This is a genomic window from Candidatus Methylomirabilota bacterium, assembly GCA_035764725.1.
In the GTDB taxonomy this organism is placed as follows: domain Bacteria; phylum Methylomirabilota; class Methylomirabilia; order Rokubacteriales; family CSP1-6; genus DASRWT01.
Window position 1 is genome coordinate 1 of record DASTYT010000041.1, and the last position, 26,095, is coordinate 26,095.

General features: G+C 71.4%; 27 protein-coding genes. 11 read left to right on the top strand and 16 right to left on the bottom strand.

Annotated features, from left to right (window positions below):
- Positions 1-449: hypothetical protein (locus tag VFX14_05555; GenBank protein HEU5189137.1), on the bottom strand; the 449-nt coding region annotated here is incomplete at its 3' end.
- Between the two features lie 62 nt (positions 450-511).
- On the opposite strand from VFX14_05555, the gene VFX14_05560 reads away from it, so the two are divergent.
- Positions 512-2,002: a hypothetical protein gene (locus VFX14_05560; GenBank protein ID HEU5189138.1), complete on the top strand. Its 1,491-nt coding sequence runs from the start codon at positions 512-514 to the stop codon at positions 2,000-2,002.
- Positions 2,003-2,030: 28 nt separating this feature from the next.
- Positions 2,031-3,074 carry a cation diffusion facilitator family transporter gene (locus VFX14_05565; protein ID HEU5189139.1) on the top strand — a complete coding sequence of 348 codons (1,044 nt, stop codon included), beginning with the start codon at positions 2,031-2,033 and terminating at the stop codon, positions 3,072-3,074.
- Between the two features lie 21 nt (positions 3,075-3,095).
- Here VFX14_05565 and VFX14_05570 read toward each other — a convergent pair whose 3' ends face one another.
- Both VFX14_05570 and VFX14_05575 read right to left on the bottom strand, forming a co-directional pair.
- Positions 3,096-3,560: a GNAT family N-acetyltransferase gene (locus VFX14_05570; GenBank protein ID HEU5189140.1), complete on the bottom strand. Its 465-nt coding sequence runs from the start codon at positions 3,558-3,560 to the stop codon at positions 3,096-3,098.
- A complete protein-coding gene (locus VFX14_05575) occupies positions 3,550-3,747 on the bottom strand; it encodes a hypothetical protein (protein HEU5189141.1) in 198 nt (65 codons plus the stop codon). The genes VFX14_05570 and VFX14_05575 overlap by 11 nt, the downstream gene beginning before the upstream one ends.
- 93 nt (positions 3,748-3,840) lie before the next feature.
- Between VFX14_05575 and VFX14_05580 the strand changes: the two genes are divergently transcribed.
- A complete protein-coding gene (locus VFX14_05580) occupies positions 3,841-4,824 on the top strand; it encodes a LysR family transcriptional regulator (GenBank protein ID HEU5189142.1) in 984 nt (327 codons plus the stop codon).
- On the opposite strand, the gene nagZ is transcribed toward VFX14_05580, so the two are convergent.
- Positions 4,763-6,277: a beta-N-acetylhexosaminidase gene (nagZ, locus tag VFX14_05585; protein HEU5189143.1), complete on the bottom strand. Its 1,515-nt coding sequence runs from the start codon at positions 6,275-6,277 to the stop codon at positions 4,763-4,765. The two genes, VFX14_05580 and nagZ, sit on opposite strands and share 62 nt — an antisense overlap.
- A 16-nt stretch (positions 6,278-6,293) precedes the next feature.
- Positions 6,294-7,466, bottom strand: a complete 1,173-nt coding sequence (locus tag VFX14_05590; protein HEU5189144.1) for a DUF1343 domain-containing protein — start codon at positions 7,464-7,466, stop codon at positions 6,294-6,296.
- Between the two features lie 34 nt (positions 7,467-7,500).
- On the opposite strand from VFX14_05590, the gene murQ reads away from it, so the two are divergent.
- Positions 7,501-8,397: an N-acetylmuramic acid 6-phosphate etherase gene (gene murQ / locus VFX14_05595; GenBank protein ID HEU5189145.1), complete on the top strand. Its 897-nt coding sequence runs from the start codon at positions 7,501-7,503 to the stop codon at positions 8,395-8,397.
- A gap of 84 nt (positions 8,398-8,481) precedes the next feature.
- The gene (locus VFX14_05600) at positions 8,482-10,467 is read left to right on the top strand and encodes a GAF domain-containing protein (protein ID HEU5189146.1); all 1,986 of its coding nucleotides are present in this window, start codon (positions 8,482-8,484) and stop codon (positions 10,465-10,467) included.
- 35 nt (positions 10,468-10,502) lie between these two features.
- Here the strand turns inward: VFX14_05600 and VFX14_05605 are convergent, their stop codons facing one another.
- Together VFX14_05605 and VFX14_05610 are read right to left on the bottom strand one after the other, a co-directional pair.
- Positions 10,503-10,886, bottom strand: coding sequence for a hypothetical protein (locus VFX14_05605; GenBank protein HEU5189147.1), 384 nt, complete (start codon positions 10,884-10,886; stop codon positions 10,503-10,505).
- A gap of 50 nt (positions 10,887-10,936) precedes the next feature.
- Entirely contained in the window at positions 10,937-12,667 is a 1,731-nt protein-coding gene (locus VFX14_05610; GenBank protein HEU5189148.1) for an IlvD/Edd family dehydratase, read from the bottom strand.
- A gap of 50 nt (positions 12,668-12,717) precedes the next feature.
- Here VFX14_05610 and VFX14_05615 point away from each other — a divergent pair, with 50 nt between their 5' ends.
- The 4 genes from VFX14_05615 to VFX14_05630 are packed head-to-tail and all read left to right on the top strand — an operon-like array spanning position 12,718 to position 16,439.
- Entirely contained in the window at positions 12,718-13,170 is a 453-nt protein-coding gene (locus VFX14_05615) for a DUF4864 domain-containing protein (GenBank protein ID HEU5189149.1), read from the top strand.
- 7 nt (positions 13,171-13,177) lie between these two features.
- Positions 13,178-14,371 carry an acyl-CoA dehydrogenase family protein gene (locus VFX14_05620; protein HEU5189150.1) on the top strand — a complete coding sequence of 398 codons (1,194 nt, stop codon included), beginning with the start codon at positions 13,178-13,180 and terminating at the stop codon, positions 14,369-14,371.
- A gap of 24 nt (positions 14,372-14,395) precedes the next feature.
- Positions 14,396-15,160 carry an SDR family NAD(P)-dependent oxidoreductase gene (locus tag VFX14_05625; protein ID HEU5189151.1) on the top strand — a complete coding sequence of 255 codons (765 nt, stop codon included), beginning with the start codon at positions 14,396-14,398 and terminating at the stop codon, positions 15,158-15,160.
- Between the two features lie 22 nt (positions 15,161-15,182).
- Complete coding sequence (locus VFX14_05630; protein ID HEU5189152.1) at positions 15,183-16,439, top strand: APC family permease; 1,257 nt, start codon at positions 15,183-15,185, stop codon at positions 16,437-16,439.
- Here VFX14_05630 and VFX14_05635 read toward each other — a convergent pair.
- The 7 genes from VFX14_05635 to pqqB form a co-directional block, all read right to left on the bottom strand.
- Positions 16,436-17,017 carry a c-type cytochrome gene (locus VFX14_05635; GenBank protein ID HEU5189153.1) on the bottom strand — a complete coding sequence of 194 codons (582 nt, stop codon included), beginning with the start codon at positions 17,015-17,017 and terminating at the stop codon, positions 16,436-16,438. The genes VFX14_05630 and VFX14_05635 overlap by 4 nt on opposite strands.
- 50 nt (positions 17,018-17,067) lie before the next feature.
- Positions 17,068-18,267, bottom strand: coding sequence for a PQQ-dependent sugar dehydrogenase (locus VFX14_05640; protein ID HEU5189154.1), 1,200 nt, complete (start codon positions 18,265-18,267; stop codon positions 17,068-17,070).
- A 108-nt stretch (positions 18,268-18,375) separates the two neighbouring features.
- Positions 18,376-18,879 carry a permease gene (locus VFX14_05645; GenBank protein HEU5189155.1) on the bottom strand — a complete coding sequence of 168 codons (504 nt, stop codon included), beginning with the start codon at positions 18,877-18,879 and terminating at the stop codon, positions 18,376-18,378.
- Positions 18,880-18,907: 28 nt separating this feature from the next.
- The gene (gene pqqE, locus VFX14_05650; GenBank protein ID HEU5189156.1) at positions 18,908-19,999 is read right to left on the bottom strand and encodes a pyrroloquinoline quinone biosynthesis protein PqqE; all 1,092 of its coding nucleotides are present in this window, start codon (positions 19,997-19,999) and stop codon (positions 18,908-18,910) included.
- Positions 19,996-20,274, bottom strand: coding sequence for a pyrroloquinoline quinone biosynthesis peptide chaperone PqqD (gene pqqD, locus VFX14_05655; protein ID HEU5189157.1), 279 nt, complete (start codon positions 20,272-20,274; stop codon positions 19,996-19,998). The genes pqqE and pqqD overlap by 4 nt, the downstream gene beginning before the upstream one ends.
- Positions 20,271-21,014, bottom strand: a complete 744-nt coding sequence (gene pqqC, locus VFX14_05660) for a pyrroloquinoline-quinone synthase PqqC (GenBank protein HEU5189158.1) — start codon at positions 21,012-21,014, stop codon at positions 20,271-20,273. The genes pqqD and pqqC overlap by 4 nt, the downstream gene beginning before the upstream one ends.
- Complete coding sequence (gene pqqB, locus VFX14_05665; GenBank protein ID HEU5189159.1) at positions 21,011-21,943, bottom strand: pyrroloquinoline quinone biosynthesis protein PqqB; 933 nt, start codon at positions 21,941-21,943, stop codon at positions 21,011-21,013. Before pqqB ends, pqqC begins: the two co-directional genes overlap by 4 nt.
- A gap of 342 nt (positions 21,944-22,285) precedes the next feature.
- On the opposite strand from pqqB, the gene VFX14_05670 reads away from it, so the two are divergent.
- Complete coding sequence (locus VFX14_05670) at positions 22,286-23,080, top strand: enoyl-CoA hydratase-related protein (GenBank protein HEU5189160.1); 795 nt, start codon at positions 22,286-22,288, stop codon at positions 23,078-23,080.
- A gap of 14 nt (positions 23,081-23,094) precedes the next feature.
- Positions 23,095-24,843, top strand: a complete 1,749-nt coding sequence (locus VFX14_05675; protein ID HEU5189161.1) for an acyl-CoA dehydrogenase family protein — start codon at positions 23,095-23,097, stop codon at positions 24,841-24,843.
- Positions 24,844-24,871: 28 nt separating this feature from the next.
- Here the strand turns inward: VFX14_05675 and pcp are convergent, their stop codons facing one another.
- The gene (gene pcp, locus VFX14_05680; GenBank protein HEU5189162.1) at positions 24,872-25,495 is read right to left on the bottom strand and encodes a pyroglutamyl-peptidase I; all 624 of its coding nucleotides are present in this window, start codon (positions 25,493-25,495) and stop codon (positions 24,872-24,874) included.
- A gap of 2 nt (positions 25,496-25,497) precedes the next feature.
- Positions 25,498-26,022, bottom strand: a complete 525-nt coding sequence (locus tag VFX14_05685) for a gamma carbonic anhydrase family protein (GenBank protein ID HEU5189163.1) — start codon at positions 26,020-26,022, stop codon at positions 25,498-25,500.
- Positions 26,023-26,095 lie beyond the last annotated feature (73 nt).

Consider the following 26,095-nt stretch of genomic DNA (forward strand, 5'->3'; position numbering starts at 1 on the left):
GCCGAGCCCTCGTCGCCGAGCAGGGGACCGAGGCCACCGGCGCGCGCGATTGCCCCGGATCGGCCGCGTCCCAGGGCGATCGATCCCGTGCCCGCGAGGAGGAGAATGCCCGGCGCCGCACCCAGGGCGCCGTCGCGCGCCGCCTCGACATCCGAGATCGCGCGCACGCGGCGGGCGAGGCCGCGCAGCGCCGCCGCGGCGGCGCGCCGCTCCGCGGGCGTCCAGACCCCGCGGGAGGCCACCACGAGAGCGCCGATGTCTCCAGGTCGCAGTTTCCAGCGCCGCAGGGTCGCGCGCAGGATGCCGGGCAGGGCGCTCACCACCACGGCCCCGCGGCGGAGGCGCCGCGTGCGCCCGGCGTCGTCGCGGGCGAGCACGCGCAGCGTGGTGCCGCCGAGATCGCAACCCACCGCCCAGACCGCCGCCTGCCGCGCGCGCCGCGTCGCCATCGCGGTATTGTCACCTAAATTGCCCGGTCCGCCGAATCCGGCGCGCATAATGGCACCAGGCCATGGCCTCTTCCGCCTCCAGCGCCGGCCTCACCTGGCCCGACTACGCCGTCCTCTTCGTCTCCCTGATCGCCCTCATCGCCATCGGCGGCGCGTTCACGCGCCGGCAGAAGGACACCTCCGACTTCTTCCTCGCGCGACGGCACATTCCCTGGTGGGCGGCGTGCCTCTCGTTCCTCGCCACCGAGATCAGCGCCGTCACCATCATCTCGGTGCCCGCCACCGCCTACCGCGAGAACTGGGAATACGTGCAGTTCTTCATCGGCTCGAGCCTCGCCAAGTTCGCGGTGGCCTTCCTCTTCATTCCGGCCTTCTACCGCTACGACTGCACGACCATCTACGAGTTCCTCCTGCACCGCTTCGGCCAGGCCAGCCAGGTCACGGGCTCCCTCTTCTTCTTCGTGACGCGACTCCTGGGCTCGGGCGTGCGGCTCATGGCCGCCGCGCTGGCCGTGTCGATCCTGATGAACTGGTCGTTCCTCGCCACCCTCGCCCTGTTCACGGTGGTGTCGATCGCCTACATCGCCCTCGGAGGCGTGAGCGCGGTGGTCTGGACCAATGTGTTCCAGGCGACCCTCTTCCTCCTGGGCGGGCTCGTCACCGTGCTCTTCCTGGTCTCGCAGGTTGACGGCGGCCTCGGCGCCCTCTACTCGACCGCGGCGGCAGCGGGCCGGCTCTCCGTGATCAACTGGGGGCCCGCGCCCAGCGACCCTGACTTCTGGCGCCGCGTGCTGTCCGATCCCAACATCTTCTGGCTGGCCATCCTGAACGGCCTGGTGGGGTCGACCGCCGCCTTCGGCACCGACCACGACCTGATGCAGCGGCTGCTCACGGTGGAGACGCGGAGGAAGAGCCAGCAGACGCTTGCGCTGACGCCGCTGGGAACGCTGGCCACGCTGGCCATCTATCTCAGCATCGGCGCCGGCCTCTTCACCTACTACGCCCAGCATCCCTCGGTGGCGCTGCCGCGCCCCGACGAGATCTTTCCCTTCTTCATTCGCACCTCGATGCCGGAGGTGCTGCGCGGGCTGATGCTCACCGCGATCGTGCTTGCCTCCATCGATTCACCGCTGGGCTCGCTGGCCGCCTCGTTCGTCACCGACATCTACCGTCCGCTGCTCGTGCGCGGGCGCAGCGAGCGGCACTACGTGGGCGTGTCGCGGGCGGCGGTGGTGGGCTTCGGCCTGGTCCTGGCCACCATCGCCTGGGGCTTCTCGCGTCAGGACCAGATCCTCTGGCTTGCCTTCAAGATCGCGGGGGTCACTTTCGGCTCGCTGCTGGGCGTGTTCCTGCTGGGCCTCGTCACACGCGTTCGCGCCAACCGCGCGAACGTGGTGGCGATGGTGGCGATGGCGGTGCTCAATCTGGTCCTGCTCATCCTGTCGGAAACCGGCCGGATCCCGCTCGGCTGGTCGTGGCTCGTGATCATCGGCACCATCGGAACCATGGCGCTGGCGGCGGCGCTCGCGCCCCTGCTCGATCGCGGGCGGTAGGCCACCGCGCCGCGCTATCATCGGGGCCATGGAGCCCCGCACGATCGGGTCAGGAGCCGCCACCCCCGCCGCCATCTCCGCGGACGCGGCCGCCGAGTCGCGCGCGCGGGTGCGTGCCGTGCTCATCTCGCTCGTGGTGGGGGCGGTGATCCTCGCCGCGAAGTTCTGGGCGTACCGGCTGACCGGCTCCACCGCCATCCTGTCCGACGCGCTGGAGTCCATCGTCAACGTGGTGGCGGCGGTGTTCGCGTTCGGAGGCATCGTGTTCGCGGCGCAGCCCGCCGACCGGAACCACCCCTACGGGCACGGCAAGATCGAGTTCTTCTCCGCGGCCTTCGAGGGCGGCCTCATCGCCTTCGCGGCGGTGATGATCTTCTACGAGGTGATCCGCGCGCTCCTCTATGGCTCGGAGGTCCGCGCGCTCGACGTCGGCCTCGGGATCGTGATGGGTGCGGGCGTCGCGAACCTGCTGCTGGGGTGGTATCTGCTCCGCACCGGGCGCGCGGCGCGCTCGCTCACCCTCGTCGCCGACGCCCAGCACGTGCTCGCGGACTTCTGGACGAGCGTGGGCATCGTGGTGGGCCTGTTCCTCGTCCGCCTGACCGGTATCTGGTGGCTGGACCCGGTGACCGCGGCGGTGGTCGCGCTGAACCTCATGCGGACGGGGTTCCGGCTCGTCCGCCACGCCGCCGGCGGCCTGCTCGACGAGGAGGACACCCCGCTGCTCCTCCGCGTGCTCGGGGTGCTCGACCGGCACATCGGGCAGGGGGTGATCCGCGTGCACCACCTCCGCGCCATCCGCGCCGGGCGGTTCCACCACGTGGGCGCCCACCTGGTGGTGCCGGAGTTCTGGTCGGTGGATCGGGCGCACGAGCTGGCGGAATCCCTCGCCGAGCGCGCTATCGCCGAGCTCTCGGTCGAGGGCGAGCTCGTGTTCCACACCGATCCCTGCCACCGCGCCTACTGCGCGATGTGCGACCTCGACGACTGCGTGGTGCGGCGCGAGCCCTTCCGCGGCCGCCCGCCCCTCACGCTCGAAGAGGCGGTGCAGCCGGACATGCCGCGCCTCTAAAGCGCCCCGCGGCCCACTCCCTCAGGGGCGGCGCGGGATCTCCATCTGGCGCTCGGGGTGGCGCAGTTCCTGGAAGCCGAACTTCCGGTAGAGCGCGTGCGCGTCACGGGTGGCGAGGCTCCAGCGCTCGAGCCCTTGGAGCTCGGGATGGCTCGTGATGCATTCCATGATGAGGGTGCCCACCCCCTGACCGCGCCGTGACTCGTCCACGATCACGTCGCAGAGATAGGCGTAGGTCGCGCGGTCGGAGATGACGCGCGCGAACCCCACGAGCTGTCCGCGGGCGAGGACGCCGAAGGGGATGGAAGCGCGCAGCGAGCGTTCGATCACCTCGCGCGTGCGCTTGGGCGCCCAGTAGGAGCGGGCGAGGAGCGCGCAGATCCCGTCCAGCGGCAGACGCGCCGGATCGGTGGTGACGGTGAAGTCACCCCGGGTCCAGCTCGGATGGAGGCCCGGCGTGGCTGTCCGCGTCCCGTCAGTGGGCATGGGAGGGAGCCGTCGCCGGCTCCGGCCGCGCGAGCCGGTGGCCGAGCTGGATCAGCGCCGCGCCGAGCCACGCGCGGAAGGCGCGGGGCGCGCCCGCACGTCGGGCGAGGGCGCGGCGGGCGGCCGCCTCCCGGGCCTCGGCGAGCTTCGACGCCACCATCGTCTCCACCACGTACTCGTTGAACATGGCGTGGTCCCTCCTCGCTTCAAGGATCGCGCCATCCCGATCATCAGGGAAATCAATTGTTGTGATTCGAAGCATCAGTTAGTCTTTGGAGCCATGCAGCTCCAGCTCTCCCATCTTCGCACGCTCGAGGCGGTGGCACGGCGAGGCTCGTTCTCGCGCGCCGCCCACGAGCTGCACATCACGCAGCCGGCGGTGAGCATGCAGGTGCGAGCGCTGGAGTCGGCCCTGGGCGCGCCGCTGCTGGAGCGCGTGGGCAAGCGCGCCTTGCCCACGCCGGCGGGCGAGCTGCTGCTGGCCCACGCCGCCCGAGCCCGCCGCGAGCTCGAGACGGCGGTGGAGCAGATCCAGGGGCTCAAGGGCATCGTGGCCGGCCGCATCCGCATCGGCACCAGCGCCTCCATCAGCACCTACCTCCTGCCCCCTGCGCTCAGCGCATTCCGCAAGGCGTACCCGCGCACCGACCTCGTCATCGAGACGGGCAACGCCGCCGAGATCGCGCGCTCGGTGGTGGAGAGCCGGCTCGACGTGGGCATCGTGAGCCTGCCCGTGCGCGACCGCGAGCTGCGCGTCACGCCCTTCCACGACGACGAGCTGGTGGCGATCGCGCCCCCCGACGATCCCCGCATCGCGCGCGCCCGGGTGGGCGCCGCCGAGCTGGCGCGCGAGCCGCTCGTGCTCTTCGACCACGGCGGCAACGTGCGCCGGGTCATCGACGGCTGGTTCCACGCCGCCGGGGTGGCTCCGGTGGCGCCGATGGAGCTCAGCAACACCGAGGCCATCAAGAAGCTCGTCGAGGCCGGGCTGGGCCTCTCCGTCACGTCCTGGTTCGCGGTGCGCGCGGAAGTCGAGGCCGGCCGCCTCCGCGCCGTCCCGCTCGAGCCGTCGCTCCTGCGGCGAATCGGCGTGGTGCTGCGCCGCGGCCGCCCCGTGGGCGGCCCGCTGGAGGCCTTTCTCGCCGAGCTCGAGCGGCTGCGGGTCGAGCTCGACCGGGGCCGGCGGGCGCCGCGCGCGGGGGTCAGGCGAGCAGATCGGCGAGCACGGCCTCGAGCTGGCAGCGCCGCCAGCCGTAGGCGGTGAGGCCGAGCACGCCGGGCGCGAGCAGGGCCGCGTCGTAGGGATCGCGCATCAGCACCACCGCGAGGGCGCGCGCCTCGCGCTGGAGCGTCTCCAGCAGGGCGCGGTTCGACGTGTAGAGGTGGGCGTCGTAGAGGAAGAGGAGGGTGGCGTCGGCCCCGCGCGCGGCCGCCCCCGCCGCCGCGATCTCCGCCGCCGACGGCTCGACGCCCACCACCGCCACCTCCGGCACGACGCCGTGGGGGGCCAGGGCGCCCGTCACGTACTCCGTCTCGCGTTGCATCGCCGGCTCCACCGTGATGCGGTCGGCCAGCGAGGACAGGCGCGGGAACACGGCGACGACGCGGCCGTTGAAGCGGCGGCGCAGTCCCTCGGGCATCGGCGTGACCCGCGTCACCGCGCGCGCGGCCATGGCGCGGGCCAGCGGCTCGCCGTCACGCTCGGCCGCGGGCTCGCCCTCGGCCACGCGCCGCGGCCGCTTGGCCACGAGCGCGTCGAGCCGAGCCACGGATTGCTCGAGCTGACGGCGCGGGAGCGCGCCGGTCTTCGCGGCCTCGAGCAGCGCGGTGTGCGCGCCGCGCTGCTTGGGCTCGGTGTGGCAGACGAGGAGAAGATCGTGCCCGGCCTGGGCCGCCCCCACCGTCGCCTCGCCGATGGGGCAGAGCTCGCCGATGGCGCCCATCTCGAGATCGTCCGAGATCACCACGCCGCGATAGCCGACCTCCCCGCGGAGATAGTCGTGCACGATGAGCCGCGAGAACGTGGCGGGCGTGCGCGGCGCGGGATCGAGGCGCGGGTAGAGCGGGTGCGACGTCATGATGCAGTCCACGCCCGCCGACATCGCCTCCAGGAAGGGCGGCAGGTGGCGAGCGTGCATCTCCGCCCAGTCCGAGTCGATCACGGGCAGGCCCAAATGCGCGTCCACGGGCGCGTGACCCTTGCCGGGGAAGTGCTTGGCGCAGGCGGACAGCCCCTCCGCCTGCATGCCGCGGATGCGCGCGGCGCCCAGGCGCGAGACCAGCGCGGGATCCTTGCCGTAGGAGCGGATGCCGATGTTTGGACTGTAGCGGTCCGTGAGCACGTCGAGCACGGGCGCGAAGTTCACCTCGACGCCGAGACGCCGCATCTCACGCCCCTCGATGCGCCCCTGCCGCTCCACGTAGGCGGTCTCGCCCGCGGTCCCGGCGGCGAGCCCGTCGGGAAAGATCGTCACGCCGCGGTTCAGCATGATGATGCGCCCGCCCTCGTGGTCCGTGGTCACGAGAAGCCGGCGGCCCACTGCGGCCTCCAGCCCCTCGAGGAGCGCGCGCAGGCGCTCCGGCGTCTCGAAGTTGCGGCGGTACAGCATGATGCCGCCGGCACGGGTGTCGCGGAAGAGCCGCACGTCGGTGTCGGTCAGGTCGGGCCCCACGAGCCCGAACACGAGCATGCGTCCGACGAGGTCTTCCAGGGTCACGCGCGCCTCCCTCTCATCACGTGTACCGGAGGAAGGGCCGCCGCGCGCGGGCGAAGCGCGCGAGGGCGGGCGCCCAGCTCGCCTCGAGCGCGCGGAGGGAGCCGCCGCGCTCGATGACCCGGCGGATCCCGTCGGTGCCACAGAGCAGATCCATGGCCAGGCGCTTCCACTCGAACTCGTACGGCGGGCGGCGCCACCCGAACCGGCGGCCGCCCTGCCGCCGCGCCTCCGCGATCAGCGCCAGATAGGTCACGAAGGGGCGAAAGCGGTCGCGATCAGTCACGTGCACCTGCACGCCGCCGCAGCGGCGGCCGCGCCACTTGTGGAAGGCGGGCTCGAAGCCGGTGGCGCGGAAGCGGACGCCGGGCAGCCGCCGGCGCTCGAGCGCGGCGGCGAGCCGCGGGCCGTCCAGATAGGGCGCGCCCACCCACTCGAAGGGCCGCGTGGTGCCCCGCCCCTCGGAGAGGTTCGTGCCCTCGATCAAGCAGCCGCCGGGATACACGCGCGCGGTGTCCAGGGTGGGCATGTTGGGCGACGGCGCGACCCACGGCAGCCCCGTGTCCTCCCAGGACATGCGCCGCCGCCAGCCCTGCATCGGCACCACGGTGAGGTCGCAGCCGAGCGCGTGCGTCTCGTTGAGGTAGCTCGCCAGCTCCGCGATGGTCATCCCGTGGCGGATGGGCAGGGGATAGAGCCCGACGAAGGACGCGAAGCGCGGATCGGCCACATTGCCCTCGAGCCGCTCACCGCCGAGCGGGTTGGGGCGGTCGAGCACCACCACCGGCACGCCGGCGCGCGCGCACTCGCGCATGGCGAGCGCGGTGGTCCACACGTAGGTGTAGTAGCGCGAGCCCACGTCCTGGAGATCCACCACGAGGGCATCGAGGCCCCGGAGGGACGCCGCGGTGGGCGCAAGCCGCTTGCCGTAGAGACTCCAGATCGGCAGCCCGGTGGCGCGGTGCCGCTCCCCGCCGATGCCGACCTGGTCCTGCGCGGCGCCGGTGATGCCGTGCTCGGGCGCGAACAGTGCGGCGAGGCGCGCGCCGGGGAGCGCCCGCACCACGTCCACCGCGTGGCGAAGATCGCGCGTCACCGACGGCTGATGGGAGAGAAGACCGACGCGGCGCCCGCGGAGCAGGCGGGGGAGACGGTGCGCGAGCACGTCGAGGCCGGCGAGGACGGTGGTCACCAGCTTCTATAGTAGTAGGATAGGCGCGCGCATCATGCCGAAGATTCGCTACGCGCGCCTGCCTACCGAGCGGCCCGATCCCGCGACTCGTCGTCTCGACCGCCTCGATCCCCTCGGGATCGCGCGGCTCATGAATCGCGCCGATCGCGCGGCGGTGCGGGCGGTGGCGCGCGCCGCGCAGCCCCTCGCGCGGGCCGTCGACCTGGTGGTGGACGCGCTCGCCCGGGGCGGGCGCCTGCTGTTCGTGGGGGCGGGGACGAGCGGACGGCTCGGCGTGCTGGAGGCCGCGGAATGCCCGCCCACCTTCGGCACGCCACCGCGCCTCGTGCGCGCGGTGATGGCAGGGGGGCGCGCGTCGGTGTTTCGCGCCGCCGAAGGCGCGGAGGACGACGCGCGCGCGGGCGCCCGCGCGGTGCGGAGGCTCGCGTACCGCGGCGATGTGGTGGTGGGCGTGGCGGCGAGCGGCGTCACCCCGTTCGTGCGGGCCGCGCTGGCGGCAGCGCGCGGCCGCGGCGCCGCCACGGTGCTCGTCACGTGCAATCCCACCGTGCCGCGGGGCGCGGCCCGGGTCGTCGTGGCGCTCGCTGTCGGACCGGAAGTGCTGGCGGGCTCGACGCGTCTCAAGGCCGGTACTGCCACCAAGCTCGCGCTCAACACGCTCACCACTGCGACCTTCGTGCGTCTCGGCAAGGTCTACGGCAACCGCATGGTGGATCTCGAGCCCCGCTCGGCGAAGCTGCGCGCCCGGGCGCTGCGGCTGGTCGGCGAGCTCGGCGGCGTGCCCCCGCGCACGGCGGCGCGGCTCCTCGCGTCGGCGGGCGGCCGCGCCAAGCCCGCGATCGTAATGGCGCGGCTGGGCGTCGACGCGCGGGAGGCCCGGCGCCGGCTCGCCGCGGCGCGCGGCTTCCTGCGCGGCGCGCTCGGCGGCTAGCCCGGCGCCGCGCCGGGTCGGAGGCACCCGCGTCCGCCGCGGAATTTCACCTTCCGCCGATTCTGGGGCATGGTAGGGGCGGCCATGCTTCCCGCCGGCTCGCCCTTCGTCGATGGGCTGCTCGTCCTGACGGGTGCCGTCGCGTGCCTCGCCATCGGCCACCTCGCCCTATGGGTCGGCCGGCGCGCCGACCGGCTCTCGTTCTGGGTCGCCGCGTGGTGCACCCTCACCTTCACGTACATCAACGGCCACTTCGTGCAGGCCGCCGCGATCACGCCGACGCAGGCGCTCGTGGGAGCCCGCGTGTGCTGGACCAGCGCGTTCCTGCTCGTCCCGGTGGTGATCGGCCTCGCCCACGCGTTGGTGGACCGTCCCGCTCCCCCGCGCGGCCTCTGGGTCACCGGGCTCGTGGGCGCCGGGCTCGTCGCCCTCCTCTGGCTCACCGACACGATCGTCGAGCCCCAGACCTATCTGCGCCGCGACTGGGTCTGGGGCACCCACCTGGCCGTCATGCCCGGGCCGCTCCAGCGCCTCATGCTGCCGTACAGCCTGGGCATGTTCGTGTACGGCATCGTCCTGATCTGGCGCGCACGGAACCTCGTGAAATGGGAGCGGCGCCTCTTCCTGGCCGCCTTCGCGTTCTACTTCGCCGTGTCGATCAACGACGTGCTTCATGCCTCGCGGGTGATCGACGGCGGGCGCCTCTTCGACTTCGGCTTCGCCGGCATCGCGGCGGGCCTGACCTATTTCCAGATCCGCCGCCATAACGACCTCTTCGGCCGCCTCGAGGAGCAGGTGGCGGCGCGCACCAGCGAGCTGACGGCGCGGCGCGATCAGCTCGCGACCCTGGCCGACCTCACCCAGAGCCTCACGTCCACCCTGGCGCTCGAGAAGGTGCTCCAGCGCTTCGTGGGCCACGCGGTGGCGCTGTTCGCCAACTCGCTCGCGCGGCTCTGGCTCCTCGACGAGGACGGCCGCACGCTGACGCTGCGCGCGCACGCGGGCGCCACCAGCGACGCCGTCGGCGTCACGCGGCTGGCCCTCGGCGAGGGCCTCATGGGGACGATCGCGGCCACCCGACAGCCGCTGGTGATCGACGACGTGCGGGAGGAGGCGCGCACGCGCAACGTCGCCCGCGTCCGGGCGGAGGGCACGGTGTCGTTCGCGGGCGTGCCGCTGCTGCTCGGCGAGCGCACGCTCGGAGCCCTCGGGGTCGCGGTGCGCGAGCGGCGCCACTTCAGCCCGGAAGATGTCCGCCCGTTGCAGCTCCTCGCCGGGCACGCCGCCATTGCCATCGAGAACGCGCGCCTCTATCAGACGCTGGAGGAGCGCCTGACGCGGCAGCAGACCTTGACGCGGCTGACCCGCCTCATCTCCGGCTCGCTCGACACGCCGACCGTGCTCGCCGAGATCAGCCGCGCGGCGGGCCGGCTCATGGAATCGCCGCTGGCGCTCTTCTGGGTGGCGGACCGCGAGCGCCAGACGCTCCGATTCGCGGAGCCGTCCGATCCCGAGCTCGCCGCCGATTTCCCGCTGCGCGAAGTGCGCTTCGACGAGGGCATCGTGGGCTGGATCGCCACGCGTCGCGAGCCCGTCATGGTGGCCGACGTCTTCCCCGACTCGCGCTTCCGCGCGCACGAGTGGTGGCGCCGGCACGACCTCACGAGCTTCTACGGGCTGCCCGTCATGCTCGACGGCGCGCTCCTCGCCGTGCTGACGTTCAACTCACGCCGGCCTTTCGACATGACGCCGGTCAACCAGGACTTCCTCGACAGCTTCGTGGCGCAGGCCGCGCTCGCGCTCCGCAATGCGAGCCTGTTCGAGGCGGAGGCGGCGGCGCGTCGCGACGTGGAGCACGCCCTCGCTCAGGTGAAGCAGCTCCACGGCCTCCTGCCCATCTGCGCGTACTGCAAGAAGATCCGCAACGACCGGAACTACTGGGAGGCCATCGAGTCCTACATCGGCGAGCGCTCCGCGGCGACGTTCAGCCACGGCATCTGCCCGGAATGCCGGGAGCGAGTGGTGGGGCCGGAGCTCGAGCGGTGGAAGGAGGGGCGGCGGGGCCCCTGAGGCGAGCCCCCCAGAGGCCCGCGCCGCCGGCGAGTCTAGCGGTGATGGTTGCCCTGGCCGCGATCGGGGCGGCCGTGGCGATCGACGGGCGCGTGCACCTTGCCGTAGCCGTGCCAGCCCGGATACACGGGCACAGGCCGATACACCGGTACCGGACGATACACGGGCACGGGCCGATACACCGGCACCGGTCGCACGATCACGGGAGCGGGGACGACGACGGGCGGAGCGGGCACCACGACGGGCGCGGGTGCCACGACGACGGGCGCGAAGAGCTGGTGGAACACGGAAAACGCCGCCAGGCCGAGGGCGACATTGGCGACGGTATTGCCTTCGGCGCGAGCCGGCGTGCTACCGAGTCCGAGAACCAGCGGCAGGGCGAGGGCGACGGCGGCAGCGAGTGCGATCAGTCGACGCATGGGGTGGCCTCCTTTTCCTGCCCATGAGACGAGCCCCCCGGCCGGCGCGTTTACGCGTGGCTCGGTCCGGCGCTGTCCTCGAAGCGCACCGGCGTCTTTCCCCGCAGGAAATCGAAGTCCACGCCCTCGTGGGCCTGCAGCACATGGTCGAGGAAGAGCCGCCCGTAGCCCCGCTCGTAGTGCGGCGGCTGCGGCCTCCACGCCGCCCGTCTCCGCGCCAGCTCCTCGTCCGGAACCCGCAGGGTCAACCGGCGGTTGAATACATCGAGCTCGATCTCGTCGCCGTCCTGGACGAGGGCGAGCGGCCCGCCCACCGCCGCTTCCGGCGAGACGTGCAGCACGACGGTGCCGTACGAAGTCCCGCTCATCCGTGCGTCCGAGATGCGCACCATGTCCTTCACCCCCGCCTTCAGCAGGCGTGCGGGAATGGGCGCGGCGCCCCACTCGGGCATCCCGGGCGCGCCCTTGGGCCCGACGCGCTTGAGCACGAGCACCGAGGTCTCATCGACCCGCAGTGAGGGATCGTCGATGCGCGCGTGGAGATCGGCGTGGTCCTCGAACACGACGGCGCGCCCACGATGCGTCAGGAGATGCGACGAGGCCGCGGACTGCTTGAGGACCGCGCCGTCCGGACAGAGATTGCCCGTGAGAATGACGGTACCGCCCTCCGGGGCGATGGGCGTGTCGAGGGGCCGGATCACGTCGCGGTTCCAGTTCTCCGCGCCGGCGACGTTCTCGCCCAGCGTCTTGCCGTTGACGGTGAGCGCATCGCGGTGCAGCAGCGGCAGGAGCTCACGCAGCACCGCGGGCAGGCCGCCCGCGTAGAAGAAGTCCTCCATGAGGTACTTCCCCGAGGGCTTCACGTTGACGAGCAGCGGCGTAGTGCGCGAGAGCTCGTCGAAGCGGGTGAGGGGCAGGCGCACCCCGGCGCGCCCCGCGATCGCCACCAGGTGGATGATCGCGTTCGTCGAGCCCCCGATCGCCATGTCGGCGCGCACGGCGTTGTCGAACGCGGCCGGGGTGAGGATGCGTGAGGGCTTGAGTCCCTCGCGGGCCATGTCGACGATGCGGCGGCCCGTCAGCTCGGCGAGCGCCATGCGCCGCGCGTCCGCCGCGGGAATCGCGGCATTACCCGGCAGCGCCATACCGAGCGCCTCCGCCATCGCGGCCATCGTGGACGCGGTACCCATCACCATGCAGTGTCCGGCCGAGCGCGACATGCACGCCTCGTACTCGCAGAACTCCTCCTCGCTGAGGCGGCCGGCGCGGCGCTCGGCCCAGAGCCGCCAGGTGTCCGTCCCCGAGCCCAGTTCCTCCTGACCCCGGATCCCGCGCAGCATCGGGCCGCCGGTGACCACGATGGCGGGCACGTCCGCGGACGCGGCGCCCATCAGCATGGCCGGCGTGGTCTTGTCGCAGCCCGAGAGGAGCACGACGCCGTCGAGGGGATACGCGCGGATGCACTCCTCCACGTCCATGGCCATCAGGTTGCGGAACAGCATGGTGGTGGGCTTCATGAGGACTTCGCCCAGCGAGATCGTGGGGAACTCCAGAGGAAAGCCGCCCGCGGAGAGGACGCCACGCTTGACCGCCTCCGCCACCTGGCGAAGATGCGCGTTGCAGCTCGTCAGCTCCGACCACGAGTTGGCGATGCCGATGACCGGCCGTCCGTCGAACATGGCCTCGCTGAAGCCCTCGGCCTTCACCCACGAACGGTGGGCGAAGCCGTCGAGATCCTTCTTTCCGAACCAGTTGTGGCTTCGCAGCGGAACGTCGGCCATGCCGGCGGCCTCCTTGAGTGGGGTAGGGCGCCATTATATAGTCCGCGCATATGAGGCTCCGAACCACGGCGGCGCTCTTCGCATTGCTGACCGTCGCGCTGGTGGCTCGCCTCGGTCTCGCGCAAGGGCCCGCGCCGCCCACCGCGCCGCCCGACGCCAAGACGCTGGTGCAGGCGGCCACCGAGCCCGTCATGCGCCAGCTGGAAGCATTCCGTCGCGACGATTTCGACACCGCCTACGGCTTCGCGTCGGAAGAGGTCCAGCAGCGCTTCGACCGCGTCCACTTCGAGGAGATGGTGCGCGTGGGCTATCCCGAGATCGCGCGCTCGGTGTTCGCGGTGGTGGCGGAAGGCGAGCGCGCGGCCAACGGTAATGTCTATCTCGTGCTCAAGATCCGCGGCGCCAACGGCATGAGCATCGAGGCCGTCTACGAGATGGTGAGCGAACCCGGCGGCTGGAAGATCAACGGCGTCGTCACCAAGCCCGATCCGGGAGTCGTCTAGTCAACCCATGGATTTTGATTTCACAGAGACCCAGCAGGCCTTCCGCCAGGAGATTCGCGCCTGGCTCGAGCGCAACGTGCCGGAGGAGCTGCGCGGCCGCGGGTTCGCGTCGTCGCGCGGTGAGCCCGAGGCGGTGGCGCGGCTACGCGCCTGGCAGCGGACGCTGCACAAGGCCGGCTATGTCGGCATGGATTGGCCCCCGGAGTACGGCGGGCGCGGGGCGTCGCTGGTCGAGCAGGTCATGCTCTACGAGGAGATGGCGCGGGCGCAGGCGCCGCAGCCCCTGAACCGGAGCGGGCTCTCCATGCTCGGGCCCACCCTCATGAAGCACGGCACCGCGGTGCAGAAGGGACGGCACCTCGACAAGATCCTCACCGCCGAGGAGATCTGGTGCCAGGGCTTCTCGGAGCCTAACGCCGGCAGCGATCTGGCGAACCTCCAGACCCGCGCCCTGCTCGACGGCGACTGGTACGTGCTGAACGGGCAGAAGGTGTGGACGAGCCTCGCCCACGTCGCGGACATGGGGTTCTTCCTCGTGCGTACCGATCCCACCGCCGCCAAGCACAAGGGCATCACCTTCATCCTCGTCGACATGAAGACACCGGGGATCACGGTGCGGCCGCTGCGCCAGATCACCGGCGAGGCGGAGTTCAACGAGGTGTTCCTCGACAACGTCCGGGTGCCCGCGGCCAACGTGGTCGGCAAGGTCAACGAGGGCTGGGGCGTGGCCATCACCACGCTCGCCTACGAGCGCGACGTGCTCACGATGATCCGCCACATCAGCCTGCGCACCGCCCTCGAGCGCCTCATCGCTCTCGCGCGGCGCACGCGCCGGAACGGCCGCAGCGCGGCCGAGGAGCCGGTGATCCGCCAGAAGATCGCCGCGCTCGTGGTGGCCGAGCGCTGCATCCAGCTCAACGGCTATCGGAGCCTCACCAAGATCCTCCGGGGCGGCGCGCCGGGACCGGAGGGCTCGACCTCCAAGCTCTTCTGGAGCCAGGTCGATCAGGACCTGGCCGAGCTCGCCACCGAGGTGCTCGGTCCTTACTCGCAGATCGTGGCGGGCAGCGACTGGGCGGCGGACGAGGGCCAGTGGGCCTTCTACGCTTGCCTCGCGCGGGGGAGTGGCATCCGCGCCGGCACGTCCGAGATCCTCCGCAACATCCTGAGCGAGCGCGTGCTCGGCCTGCCCAAGGACTAGAGTCCCCTCACCAAGGAGCGCACCATGCGATTCGCCGGGAAAGTCGCGCTGATCACCGCGGCGGCCAGCGGCATCGGCCGCGCCACCGCCGACATCATCGCCGCCGAGGGTGGCACCGTGGTGGCGGTGGACACCGACAAGGCGCGGCTCGAGACGATGCTGGCGGAGATCGGCAAGGCCGGTGGCCGCGCCTTCGGGCGCCCGGCCGATGCCCTCGACTCTCATCAGGTCGAGGACGTGGTGAAGACGGCGGTGAGCGAGCACGGCCGCATCGACATCCTGGTGAACGCGGTGGGCGGCAGCACCATCATCAAGAATCCCGCGGCGACGGTGGAAGAGCAGACGCTCGCCGAGTGGCAGCGCCTCATCGCCTTCAACCTCGACGGCACCTTCCTCTTCTGCCATGCCGTCGCACCGGTCATGAAGCGTCAGGGCGGGGGGAAAATCGTCAACATCTCGTCGATCGCCGGGCGCGGCATCAGCGCGTCGAGCAGCGGCGCCTACGCCGCCGCCAAGGGCGGCATCATCGCCTTCACGCGCAAGCTCGCCCACGAGCTGGGGCCCTTCGGGGTGAACGTGAACGCGATCGCGCCGAGCCTCACGCTGACGGAGCGACTGCGGCCGCGCTGGGACGGCTGGGACGACGCCCGCAAGGCGGAGGAGCGCACGAAGCATCCGCTGCGCCGGGTGGCGGACGCGCGTGATCAGGCGCGGGTGATCTGCTTCCTGGCATCCGCCGACGCCGACTTCGTCACCGGCATCACCATCGACGTGACGGGCGGAATCTAGACTCGCCGGACGGGGACGACCGGTGGGCCTCCGACGCACCCTGGGGCTCGCGCAGGTCACCCTCGCGGGCATCGGCGTCATCCTTGGGGCGGGCGTCTATGCGCTGATCGGCCCCGCCGCGGGACTTGCCGGTCCGGCGCTCTGGCTGGCCTTCCTCCTGACCGGCGTCGCGGCGGGCTGCACCGCCTATACCTACGCGCGAATCGGATCCATGCGGCCGCGCGATTCGCCGGAGTTCCAGTACACGGCGCTCGCCTTCGGCAACCGCGCCGGCTTCGTGGCGGGCTGGCTCATGCTGGCCGCCGATCTGCTCGCCGTCGCCACGGTGGCGCTGGGCTTCGGCGGCTATCTCGCGCACCTCGCCGGCGTGCCGATGGTCGCCGGTGCCCTCGCGCTCCTGGTTGCAGTCGGCGCCCTCCTGCTGGTGGGCGTCGGCGAGTCCGTCGGCCTCGCGATCGCTCTCACCATCGTGGAGGCGGCCGGGCTCGTCTTCGTGATCGCGATCGGCGTGCCCTCATGGCATCGGCTGAATCTCTTCGAATCGCCCCAAGGGATGAGCGGCCTCATCGGCGGCGGCGCGCTGATCTTCTTCTCCTATCTCGGCTTCGACGAGCTGGGCAACTTCGCCGAGGAAATGCGTGACCCCGCTCGGAACCTGCCGCGCGCCCTCTATCTCTCGATGATCGGCGCCACTCTCATCTACGTGCTCGTGGCGCTCTCGGCGACGGCGGTGGTGGACTGGCGGGAGCTGAGCGCCTCGTCGGCGCCGCTTGCGCTGGTGGCCCGCCACGCGCTCGGATCCACCGCCGATCTCGTGTTGAGCCTCGTGGCTCTGGCCGCCACCGCCAACACCGTGCTCCTCCTGCTGCTCGCGGCGTCCCGCTCGGTCTACGGGATGGCCGATGCCGGAGTGCTGCCGGCGCGGCTTGCCGTGGTCGGCCCGCGGTCGATCCCGAGTCTGGCCGCGCTCCTCGTCACGGGCGTCGCCGCCGTGCTCGTCCTGCCCGGCGATCTCGCCCGAGCGGCCGCGCTCACCGACGCCGCGGTGCTCGCGAGCTTCATCCTGGTGAGCCTGAGCCTGCCCCGTCTCACCTTTGCCGGGGCCACGGGGGCGCACGGGGGGCGCTACGTGGCGGATCTGGCCGTGCCCGGTCTCGCAGTGCTGATGTGCGGCGGGCTCCTGCTCCACACCGGCGGGGCCAGCATCGCCGTCGCCGTCGGTCTCGGGCTACTGGGTCTGGCGCTGACCCTTCGCCGCGGGTGGCGCCCGCCCGCCTAGGGCGCCTCGCCGCCCAGGCTCGCGAGGAAGTGGACGAGGTTCACGATATCCTCTTCGTGGAGCGGCTGGGCGGACATGGTCATCAAGCCGTCGAGGTCGGTCGCCGTCTTCGCCTTGAAGCTCCGCAGGAGCTTCAGCAAATAGTCGAGATCCTGGCCGGCCAGGCGCGGCACCTGCTGCTGTCCGCTGAGGTCGGGACGGTGGCAGGAGGTGCAGTGATGCAGGATCGCGAGCCGGCGCCCCTCCGAGACCCGCGCAGGCTCGGTCTTGGAGCCGCGCGACCGCGGCCGCTGCGCCTCGTAGAACGCGGCCAGGTCCGCCATGTCGGTGTCGGAGAGATTCTCCGCCGGCGCCGACATCTGCGGGTCCTTGCGGCGGCCGTCACGATACTTGATGAGCTGCCAGTGCGTGAAGAAGTTCGGCTGCCCGGCGATCGACGGCACCCCGGGCCTGGTGGCATTGCCGTCGGGCCCGTGGCAGGCTGCGCACGGCGCGGATTTCTGACGGCCCGCTTCGACGTCTCCCGCCCGCGCGACCTGAGCCGTCGCCGCCAGCAGCACGGCGACCGCCAGAGCCATCGGGGCGACGGCGCGCCGGAGCGGAGCGAAGTGCTTCAGGACGCTTCGCTTCAGGGCTGGTAGGTCACCCGGAAGATCGCCCCCGCGTAGTCGTCGCTGATCAGGAGCGAGCCGTCCTTCATCTGCCGGGTGTAGACGGGCCGGCCCCAGATCTCGCTGCCCTGCAGCCACCCTTCCGCGAAGGGCTCGTACTTGGGTGCGCCGCCCGGATTGAGGGTCACCATCATCACGCGGAAGCCGATCTTCTGATTGCGATTCCAGGACCCGCGCTGGGCGAGGAAGATCCGGTTCTTGTAGGCGGCGGGGAACATCGAGCCGGTGTAGAACTCCACGCCGTTGCCGGCCACGTGCGGCCCGGTCTTCAAGAGCGGCGCCGCGAACTCGCCGCAGGACCGGCCCTTGCCGAACTCGGGATCGGGAATGTCCCCCTGATGGCAGAAGGGGAAGCCGAAGTGCAGCCCCTTCTTCGGCGCCACGTCGAGGCGGTCGCTCGGCAGATCGTCGCCCAGCCAGTCACGCGCATGGGTGGCGAAGTAGAGCTCCTTCGTCACGGGATGCCAGTCGAACCCGACGCTGTTGCGGACGCCGTGCGCGAAGTACTCGAAGCCGGTGCCGTCCGGGTTCACGCGCGAGATGTTGGCGTGGGTGTCGGGCGGGATGCAGATGTTACAGGGCGCGCCGATGTTGAAGTAGAGCTTCCCGTCGGGGCCGAAGGCCAGGTACTTCCACCCGTGCGGCACGTCCTTGGGCAGGGTGTCGTAGACCACTTCCATCGCGGGAGGAGCGTCGAGCTTGTCCTCGATGCCCACCATCTTCGTGATGCGGTGAATCTCCGCCACGTAGAGGGTGCCGTCCTTGAAGGCGAGCCCGTTGGGGAGATTGAGCCCCTTGGCAAGCTGCTTCACCTCACGCTGGCCGCCCTTGTCCACCACCGCGTAGAGATTGCCGGCAGTGCGGCTGCTGACGAAGAGCGTGCCCTTGTCGCCCCAGGTCATGACGCGGGCGTTGTTGATGCCCGAGGCCCAGAGGGAGACCTTGAAGCCCGGCGGTACCTTGATCTTGTCGACGGGGATCTCGGCGGCCGCCTTGGGCGCGGGCGGCTGCGGGATCGGGGCCAGCGTGGAGTCGGCCATGTTGGAGGGCTGGCCCTGCTTCCACGTCGGGGGCGCCTGGGCGTAGGCCAGGGGCGCGAGCAGGATGCCGGATCCGAAGATGATCACCGCGAGGGGCGTCGGGATGCTGCACCGCATGGGGACCTCCTCTTCGTCGGGGGCGGGTCGGTCGTCAGGGGCTGATGGGCCAGGACGATAGGTCGGCGCCGACTCCCTGTCAAGGCGCGCATCGGGCGCGCCGCGCGCTCAGCGGCGCGCGAACAACGTGTACAGCCAGTGTCCGAGCCAGCCCAGCGCCGGCGGCAGGAGCACGCCGGGGATGAGGCGGGCGAGCGTCATGGGCCAGCCGAGCAGCGGCGCCTCGTAGGTGAGCATGCGCACCGGGCTCACGAGAGTCTTCGCGGTGAGCAGCGCGATGAGAGGGCCCGCCGCTGCGCCGCTGCGGAAGAGATTGGCGACGACGGGGAAGACGAGATACGGGCCGCCTGGCAGGATGAGTCCTGCGCCCCAGCCCACGAGGATGCCGCGTCCGAGATGATCCTCGCCCATCCAGCGCGAGAGCACCGGCGGCGGGATCAGCACGTCGAGAAGCCCGGCCAGCACGAAGCCAAGCGCCAGCTCCATCCAGACCGAGCCGAACAGGCGCCCGCTCGATTGCAGACCGCGCGCGGCGAGCGCCGGGTCCTTGACGAGCGCGTACGCGAGCGCCGCGATCGTCAGGCCGAGCAGGATCAGGAAGCTGGCGTCCATGCGTTTGCGCCGGCGCGGCGGCGGCATGTCACGAGGGAGACTTCGTGGTTCGGTAGATCAGCTCGGTGAGGGTCGGTGTCTCGGCGGCCTCGCGCGCGGTCTCGATCAGATGATGATCGGGCGAGAGCTTGCACGTGGGATCGGTAGCCGCGGCATTGCCCGTGAGGTAATAGGCCTGGCAGCGGCAGCCGCCGAAGTCGATGCCGCGGCGGTCACAGCTCCGGCACGGCTCCGGCATCCAGTCCTCGCCGCGGAAGGCGCGGAAGCCCGCGGAGTCGCGCCAGATCTCTCCGAGCGGCCGGTCCCGCACCGACTCGAAGGTGAGGCCCGGCAGCGTGTGCGCGGCGTGGCAGGGCAGCGCGCGCCCCTCTGGGCTCAGCACGATGAAGCGCTGCCCCCAGCCGTCCATGCACGCCTTGGGCAGGTCCGTGTAGTAGTCGGGCGTGACGAAGAGGACCTCCATCGTCCCCATGAGGCGCTTCCGCGCCGCCGCCGCGACCTCGCGGGCCCGGGCGAGCTGCGCGCGCGAGGGCAGGAGGGCGGCCCGGTTCGGGAGCGCCCAGCCGAGGTATTGGGTGTTGGCGAGCTCGAGCCGATCGGCGTGCAGGCGCTCGGCGAGGGCGATCACCGCCTCGACGTGGTCGAGGTTCTCGCGATGGAGCACGGTATTGAGCGTGAGGGGAAAGCCCAGCTCCTTCACCCAGGCCGCGACCTCGAGCTTCCGGTCGAAGGCCTTCACGCCCGCGATCCGGTCCGAGCCGGCCGCCTCCGTGTCCTGGATGGAGATCTGCACGTTGTCCAGGCCGAGGGCCCGGAACCGGGCCAGGCGCTCGCGGCGGAGCGGGATCCCGCTGGTGATGAGGTTCGTGTAGAGATCGAGCCGCCGGCACTCCTCGATCAGCGCCTCGAGGTCGTCGCGGACCAGCGGCTCGCCGCCGGTGAGGTTCACCTGCACCACGCCGAGATCCTCGGCCTCCCGGAGCACGCGCAGCCACGTCGCGGTGTCGAGCTCGTCCCCGTGCGCGCCGTAGTCCAGCGGGTTCGAGCAGTACACGCAGCGGAGCGGGCAGCGGTACGTGAGCTCCGCGACCAGGGTGTACGGGCGCTCGGCGTCGCTCACGGCGCCGCCTGCACGAGGCCGCGATCGGCCATGGTCTGGAGGAACCCCAGCACCTCGCGCTCCACCGCGGGCGCCTCGTGGCCGTACTGCTTCGCCAGCTCCTCGACGATGGAGCCGACGGTGCGCTCGCCGTCGCAGCGCTGGAGCACGTCGGCGGCGGTGGGGTTCAGCACGAGGCCGCGCTCGGGATAGAGGAGCATGTAGCGCGACGACTTGCGGTCGAACCGGAGGCGCGCCTTGGCGGCGAGGCGCAGCCGGCTCTCCGCCGAGATCATGTGCCCCGCGCGCCCTGCGGGCCCCATCCGGGCTCGACGTAGGCCGCGTAGGCGCAGTCGAGGAGGTGCCACAGGATCTCGGTCTTCCTGATGAGGGCGGCCACGCAGCGCTCCTGCACCTCGTACGAGGGGGCGTGCGCGAGCACGTAGTCGATGGCCTCCATCGAGTCGCGCCGCGCGCGCGGCACCCGCGAGCGGAAATAGGCCAGCATGTCCGGGCTCACCCACGGATAGTGCTTCTCCCACGCGAGCACGCGGCGTGACATGAGGTCGGGCGCGAAGAACTCGGTGAGCGAGGAGGCCACCGCCTCGACGAGCGTGCGCTCGCGGACCAGCTCCACGTAGGCGTCGCAGGCGAAGCGCACGCCGGGCAGCACCGAGCGGCAGCTCGCCACCTCCTCGCGGTCGAGTCCCACGCCCTCGGCCAGGCGCAGCCAGAGCTCGATGCCCGCTTCGCCGCCGCCCTCGTCGCCATCGTGGTCGCGGATGCGCCGGATCCACATGCGGCGGAACGCCGGATCCTCCGACTTCGAAAGGATGATGGCGTCCTTGATGGGGATGCGCGTCTGATAGTAGAAGCGGTTCAGCACCCACTGCTGAAGCTGGGGCCGGGTGAGCCGTCCCTCGTGCATGAGCACGTGGTAGCGATGATGGTCGTGGTAGCGCGCCTCGCCCTCCTTGCGCACCCAGGCGATGAACTCCTCGCGCGGCAGCGGCGGCCGGAGCGCGTCGGTGGTCACAGCGTCACCTCCATGCCGTCCCAGGCGATGGTCCAGCCCGCGGCCTCCGCCTCCTTCCGCTCGGGCGCGTCCTCGCGGAGGACGGGGTTCGTGTTGTTCAGGTGGATGAGGATGCGCCGCGTGGCCGGGAGGCCGCGCAGCGCGGCGAGGCTCCCCTCCGGCCCGCCGACGGGCAGGTGGGCCATGTCGGCCGCGCGCTTGGTGCCGAGCCCCTGCGCCGGCAGCTCGTCGCTCGACCAGAACGTGCCGTCGAAGAACACGGCGTCCGCGTCAGCGAGGGCCTCCCGCACCGCGGGCGTCACACCGCCGGCGGCGGGGAAGTACGCGAGCCGGCGCCCGGTCGCGGTCTCGCGGATGCGGAGGCCGACATTGTCCTCGGGCTCGGTCGCGCGGCGGCCGCCCGGCCGGTTCTCGAGATGGATGGGCGGCTTGCCGGGCACCGCCACCGGCTCGATGGCGAGGCCGCTGGGCTGGCCGTCGACGCCGGCCAAGGCGTCCTCACGTCCCAGCTTCAGCGCGCGCCACGTGACCTGCTCGGGAAAGCGTTGCAGCGTGCGGTAGAGGCCGTTCCCTTCGGTGAAGCCGTCGCGCACGCCTTCGGTGGCGTAGATCACCAGGGGATGGGACTCGCGAAGGGACAGGAGCCCGAGCACGTGATCGAGATCGCCGTTGGTGAGAACAATGGCGCGGATGGGGGAGTGACGAGCGGCGTGGGGATGCAGCCCCTCGAAATTCTCGATCTGCTGCCGGATCTCGGGGGAGCAGTTGAGGAGGAACCAACCCGTCCCGTCGGCGCTGAGCGCCACCGACTCCTGGGTGCGGGCCACCGTCTTCAGCGTGCCGTCACGGAGGCCGCGACAGTTGGGGCAACCGCAATTCCACTGCGGGAAGCCGCCGCCAGCGGCGGAGCCGAGGACACGAATGCGCACGATGGATCCCCCGGAGACGCAACAGCCCCCGGACTCGGCGAAGCGCCGAGAGGGGGCTGCGGGGTCTTCCGCGGCAGGCGCCGCCTAGAAGCGGTCGTCGTCCTGCCGGTCGAAGTCGTCCTGGTAGGAGTTGATCTCGGCGTCCATCTTCACTTCGATGAAGTCCGGCGCTTCCCAGGTCATCGCGCTCACCTCCGGTAGAGGGTTCTGGTCCGGGTGGTCTGGTCGCGATACTACCGAAATGGGGTGGAGGCGTCAACCCCCGTCCCCGGCCCTACCGGGGGCCCGCCATGGTGTCGGTCCCGGGCCGAACGTATACTAGCCGCCCGGAGGAACCAGCCCATGTCACCCAGCGCGGACGAGCTCATCTACGAGGTGAAGGACAAGATCGCGACCATCACGCTCAACCGGCCCGACAAGATGAACGCCTTCACCGGGCCGATGATCGATGCGTGGGCGAGCTCCTTGAACGAGGCCCAGCGCGATCCCGCCGTCAACGTGGTGATCGTGACGGGGGCGGGGAAGGCGTTCTGCTCCGGGGGCGACGTCGGCCGCATGGGCGACAGCCGGCCGAGCCCCCTCGATCACAAGAACGGGCTCTGGGAGGCCATCCACCGCGTGCCCAAGGCGCTCGAGGCGATGGACAAGCCGGTGATCGCCATGGTCAACGGCGTCGCGGTGGGCGCGGGCATGGGCATGAGCCTCATGTGCGACATGCGCATCGCCGCCGACACCGCTCGCTTTTCCACCGGCTACGTGCGAGTGGGTCTCGTGCCGGGCGACGGCGACACCTACTTCCTCCCGCGGCTCATCGGCACCGCGAAGGCGCTGGAGCTGCTCTGGACCGCGGACTTCATCGAGGCGCCCGAAGCGCTCAAGCTCGGCATCGTGAACCGCGTCGTGCCCGCGGCGGAGCTACGCGAGGCGACGTACGCCTTCGCCGCCCAGGTCGCGAATGGGCCCCAGGTGCCGATCAGAATGATCAAGAGGTTGGTCTACCAGAGCATGCGCCTCGACCTCCGCACCCACCTGGATCTCGTCTCGTCCCACATGGCGGTCGTGCGCGAGACGGCGGACCACAAGGAAGGCGTGCAGGCGTTCAAGGACAAGCGGCCGCCCCAGTTCACCGGGCGCTGAGCCGGAGGCGCGCGATGGCCGGCCCTCCCGTCTCTGCCCAGGACGCGATGCCCGTCACGCGTGGGCTCAACTACTTCCTGGTCGACGGCGCGTTCCAGCAGCTCTGCGAGTCGGTGATGGGGCCGGAGACCTACGCGCTCGCGCGCCCGCATCTGGTCGCGATGGGGGAGGTCGCCGGGGACGAGCTCGACGCTCTCGCCCACGCCGCCGACAAGAATCCGCCCGTCCTCCGGTCCTGGGACGAGCGGGGCCAGCGCATCGACGAGGTGGTCTTCCATCCTTCATATAAACGGATGGAGGAGCTGGCCTTCGGCCGCTTCGGGCTGGCCGCCCTGTCCCACCGTCCGGGCGTACTCGGCTGGCCCGGCCCCGTGCCGCACGTGGTGAAGTACGGGCTTACCTATCTCTTCGGTCAGTCAGAGTTCGGGCTCCTCTGCCCGGTCAACATGACGGACGCCGGGGCCCGCATGCTGCGCCACTACGGGAGCGCCGAGCTCCAGGCGCGCTATCTGCCGGGGCTCACCGCCACCGACATGGCCGCGCTGCGCCAGGGGACGCAGTGGATGACGGAGAAGACGGGCGGCTCCGACGTGGGCGCGGCCACCACGGTGGCGAAGCGGGGCGCCGACGGCCTCTGGCGCCTCTGGGGCGACAAGTGGTTCTGCTCGAACGCCAACGCCGACGTGGCGTTCACGCTCGCCCGTCCCGCGGGTGCGCCCGACGGCACGCGCGGGCTCGCGATGTTCCTCGTGCCCAAGGTGCTGCCGGACGGGCGACGCAACGACCTCACAGTGAACCGGCTCAAGGACAAGTTCGGCTCGCGCTCGATGGCGAGCGGCGAGGTGACGTACGCCGGCGCCGTCGCCTACCCGGTGGGCGATCTCGACCGCGGCTTCAAGCAGATGATGGAGATGGTCAACGTCTCGCGCCTCTCGAACGCGCTGCGCTCCTCCGCGCTCATCCGCCGGGCCGTGCTCGAAGCGCTCACCCACGCGCGGGCGCGGGTGGCGTTCGGCCGCGTCCTCGCCGAGCTGCCGCTCCTGCGCGCCCAGCTCCTCCAGATGGTGGTGGATTCGGAGGCCGCCGTCGCGGTGGTGCTCCACGCGGCCGCCACGCTCGACCGGTGGGACCGGGGCGAGGCGCCGGCCCGCGCCCTGTTCCGCATCCTCACTCCCCTCGCGAAGTACTGGATCACCCAGCACGCGCGCCTCGTCACCGCGGAAGCGATGAACGTGCGCGGGGGAAACGGCTACATCGAGGAGTGGGTGAATCCTCGGCTCGTGCGCGACAGCTACCTCGGCTCGATCTGGGAGGGGGCCAGCAACGTGGTCGCCCTCGACGTGCAGCGCGCCATCCTGCGCGAGGCCGCGCACGAGCCGCTGCTCGCCTTCGTCGGCGAGCGTCTTGCGCGCGTGACGGAAGCCGCGGCCAAGCCGTGGGTGGACGTGGCGCGCGAGGCGCTGGACGTCGTCCGGCGGCGCATTGCGGGCTGGGCGGCGCTGCCGCGCCCCGAGCAGGAGCTCGAAGCCCGGCCGGTGGCCGACACGCTCTACCATCTCCTCGCCGCGTCACTGCTCCTCGCCGAGGGCCAGTCCCTGCTCGAGGGGCGGGGCGACGCCCACCAGCTCCTCAGCGGCGCGGTCTATCTCCGCCGCTGGCTCGTGTCGCGCGAGGCGGGCGCCCCGCCGTTCGGTGGGCGCGAGATCGAGTGGCTGGACGCGCTCGCCGATTTCCGGCCGATCCCGCTGAGCGCGCTCGCCTGAGCGCGGGACGCGAGGGGATAGTCGCCGCCTAGGCGGCGAGGGCGGCGTGCGCCGCGATCTCGGCGGCGCGGATCATCATGGCGAGCTCCATGCTCGGCTCGTCGAGCGCATGTGAGGCCACCATCGACGGGAGGAACGGGAGATGGATGAAGCCCGCGGGGATGCGGCGGGCGCTCTCGTCGAGGGCATGGAGCGCCGCATAGAGCGTGTAGTTGCAGAGGAAGGTCCCCGCGGTGTTCGACACGTAGGCGGGAATTCCCTCGCCGGTGAGGGCCTCCAGGATGGCGGGCAGCGGCAGGGTGCTCCAGTACGCGGCGGGCCCGCCCGCCACGCACGGCGTGCCACGCACGATGTCGCCGCGATTGTCGGCGAGGTGATAGTCCATCACGTTCAGCGCCGCGCGCTCGAGGGCGATGCGCATGCGGCCGCCGGCCAGCCCCAGCATCACCGCGGCGCGAAGGCCGGGCTCGGCGAGCGCGGGGAGCAGCGCGGCGCGCGCTTCCTCATGCTGCACGGGCAGGATCATCGTCCGCATCACCGCGTCGCGCACGCGGCGGCCATCGAGCGCCTTTGCGACCTCCTGCGAGGGGTTGGCGGTGTCGCCGCCGAAGGGCTCGAAGCCGGTGATGAGGACGTGGCCGCCGGTGGCCATGGCTAGACCGGGCGCGCCCCCGCGCGATGGCGCTGGGCGAGCGCCTGATAGCCGGCGGGATTCATCTGCACCCAGCGCTCCGCGGGCGTCCCCGCCAACGGTCCGCGCACCTTGCAGGGCGCCCCCATCGCGAGCACGCCCTCGGGAATGTCCGTGCCGGGGGTCACCAGGGAGCCGGCAGCGATCATCGAGCGCGCACCGATCTTGGCGCCGTCGAGGACCGTGGAGGAATTACCCACAAGGGCCTCCTCACCGATCGTAGCCGCATGGACCATGCAGAGATGGCCGATGGTGGCGCCGGGCCCGATCTCCGTCCCGCCCGCCGGCGTGACGTGGATGACCGAGCCATCTTGCACGTTCGCGCCGCGGCGGATCACGATCGGTGAGAAGTCGGCGCGCACCACGGCGCCGTACCAGACCGATGCGTTTTCCTCGACGGTCACGTCACCGATGATGCTCGCGGTCGGGGCGATAAAGGCGGTGGGGTGGATCTTTGGAGTCTTTCCCTCGAACGAGAAGAGTGGCATGGCATAACGCTAGCATCGGCTCACTGGACATCGCAACCGTCGAGGCGTACGCTTCGCGGCCGGGCGCCCCAAT

Bases quoted from the DNA above. Each gene is read 5' to 3' on its own strand.
- VFX14_05685 (HEU5189163.1), bottom strand. From the start codon at position 26,022: ATGCCACTCTTCTCGTTCGAGGGAAAGACTCCAAAGATCCACCCCACC.
- VFX14_05600 (HEU5189146.1), top strand. From the start codon at position 8,482: ATGCTTCCCGCCGGCTCGCCCTTCGTCGATGGGCTGCTCGTCCTGACG.
- VFX14_05625 (HEU5189151.1), top strand. From the start codon at position 14,396: ATGCGATTCGCCGGGAAAGTCGCGCTGATCACCGCGGCGGCCAGCGGC.
- VFX14_05610 (HEU5189148.1), bottom strand. From the start codon at position 12,667: ATGGCCGACGTTCCGCTGCGAAGCCACAACTGGTTCGGAAAGAAGGAT.
- murQ (HEU5189145.1), top strand. From the start codon at position 7,501: ATGCCGAAGATTCGCTACGCGCGCCTGCCTACCGAGCGGCCCGATCCC.
- VFX14_05575 (HEU5189141.1), bottom strand. From the start codon at position 3,747: ATGTTCAACGAGTACGTGGTGGAGACGATGGTGGCGTCGAAGCTCGCC.
- pcp (HEU5189162.1), bottom strand. From the start codon at position 25,495: ATGGCCACCGGCGGCCACGTCCTCATCACCGGCTTCGAGCCCTTCGGC.
- VFX14_05635 (HEU5189153.1), bottom strand. From the start codon at position 17,017: ATGGCTCTGGCGGTCGCCGTGCTGCTGGCGGCGACGGCTCAGGTCGCG.
- VFX14_05570 (HEU5189140.1), bottom strand. From the start codon at position 3,560: ATGCCCACTGACGGGACGCGGACAGCCACGCCGGGCCTCCATCCGAGC.
- VFX14_05620 (HEU5189150.1), top strand. From the start codon at position 13,178: ATGGATTTTGATTTCACAGAGACCCAGCAGGCCTTCCGCCAGGAGATT.
- VFX14_05670 (HEU5189160.1), top strand. From the start codon at position 22,286: ATGTCACCCAGCGCGGACGAGCTCATCTACGAGGTGAAGGACAAGATC.
- pqqD (HEU5189157.1), bottom strand. From the start codon at position 20,274: ATGATCTCGGCGGAGAGCCGGCTGCGCCTCGCCGCCAAGGCGCGCCTC.
- VFX14_05580 (HEU5189142.1), top strand. From the start codon at position 3,841: ATGCAGCTCCAGCTCTCCCATCTTCGCACGCTCGAGGCGGTGGCACGG.
- VFX14_05675 (HEU5189161.1), top strand. From the start codon at position 23,095: ATGGCCGGCCCTCCCGTCTCTGCCCAGGACGCGATGCCCGTCACGCGT.
- VFX14_05560 (HEU5189138.1), top strand. From the start codon at position 512: ATGGCCTCTTCCGCCTCCAGCGCCGGCCTCACCTGGCCCGACTACGCC.
- VFX14_05605 (HEU5189147.1), bottom strand. From the start codon at position 10,886: ATGCGTCGACTGATCGCACTCGCTGCCGCCGTCGCCCTCGCCCTGCCG.
- VFX14_05565 (HEU5189139.1), top strand. From the start codon at position 2,031: ATGGAGCCCCGCACGATCGGGTCAGGAGCCGCCACCCCCGCCGCCATC.
- VFX14_05645 (HEU5189155.1), bottom strand. From the start codon at position 18,879: ATGGACGCCAGCTTCCTGATCCTGCTCGGCCTGACGATCGCGGCGCTC.
- VFX14_05615 (HEU5189149.1), top strand. From the start codon at position 12,718: ATGAGGCTCCGAACCACGGCGGCGCTCTTCGCATTGCTGACCGTCGCG.
- VFX14_05640 (HEU5189154.1), bottom strand. From the start codon at position 18,267: ATGCGGTGCAGCATCCCGACGCCCCTCGCGGTGATCATCTTCGGATCC.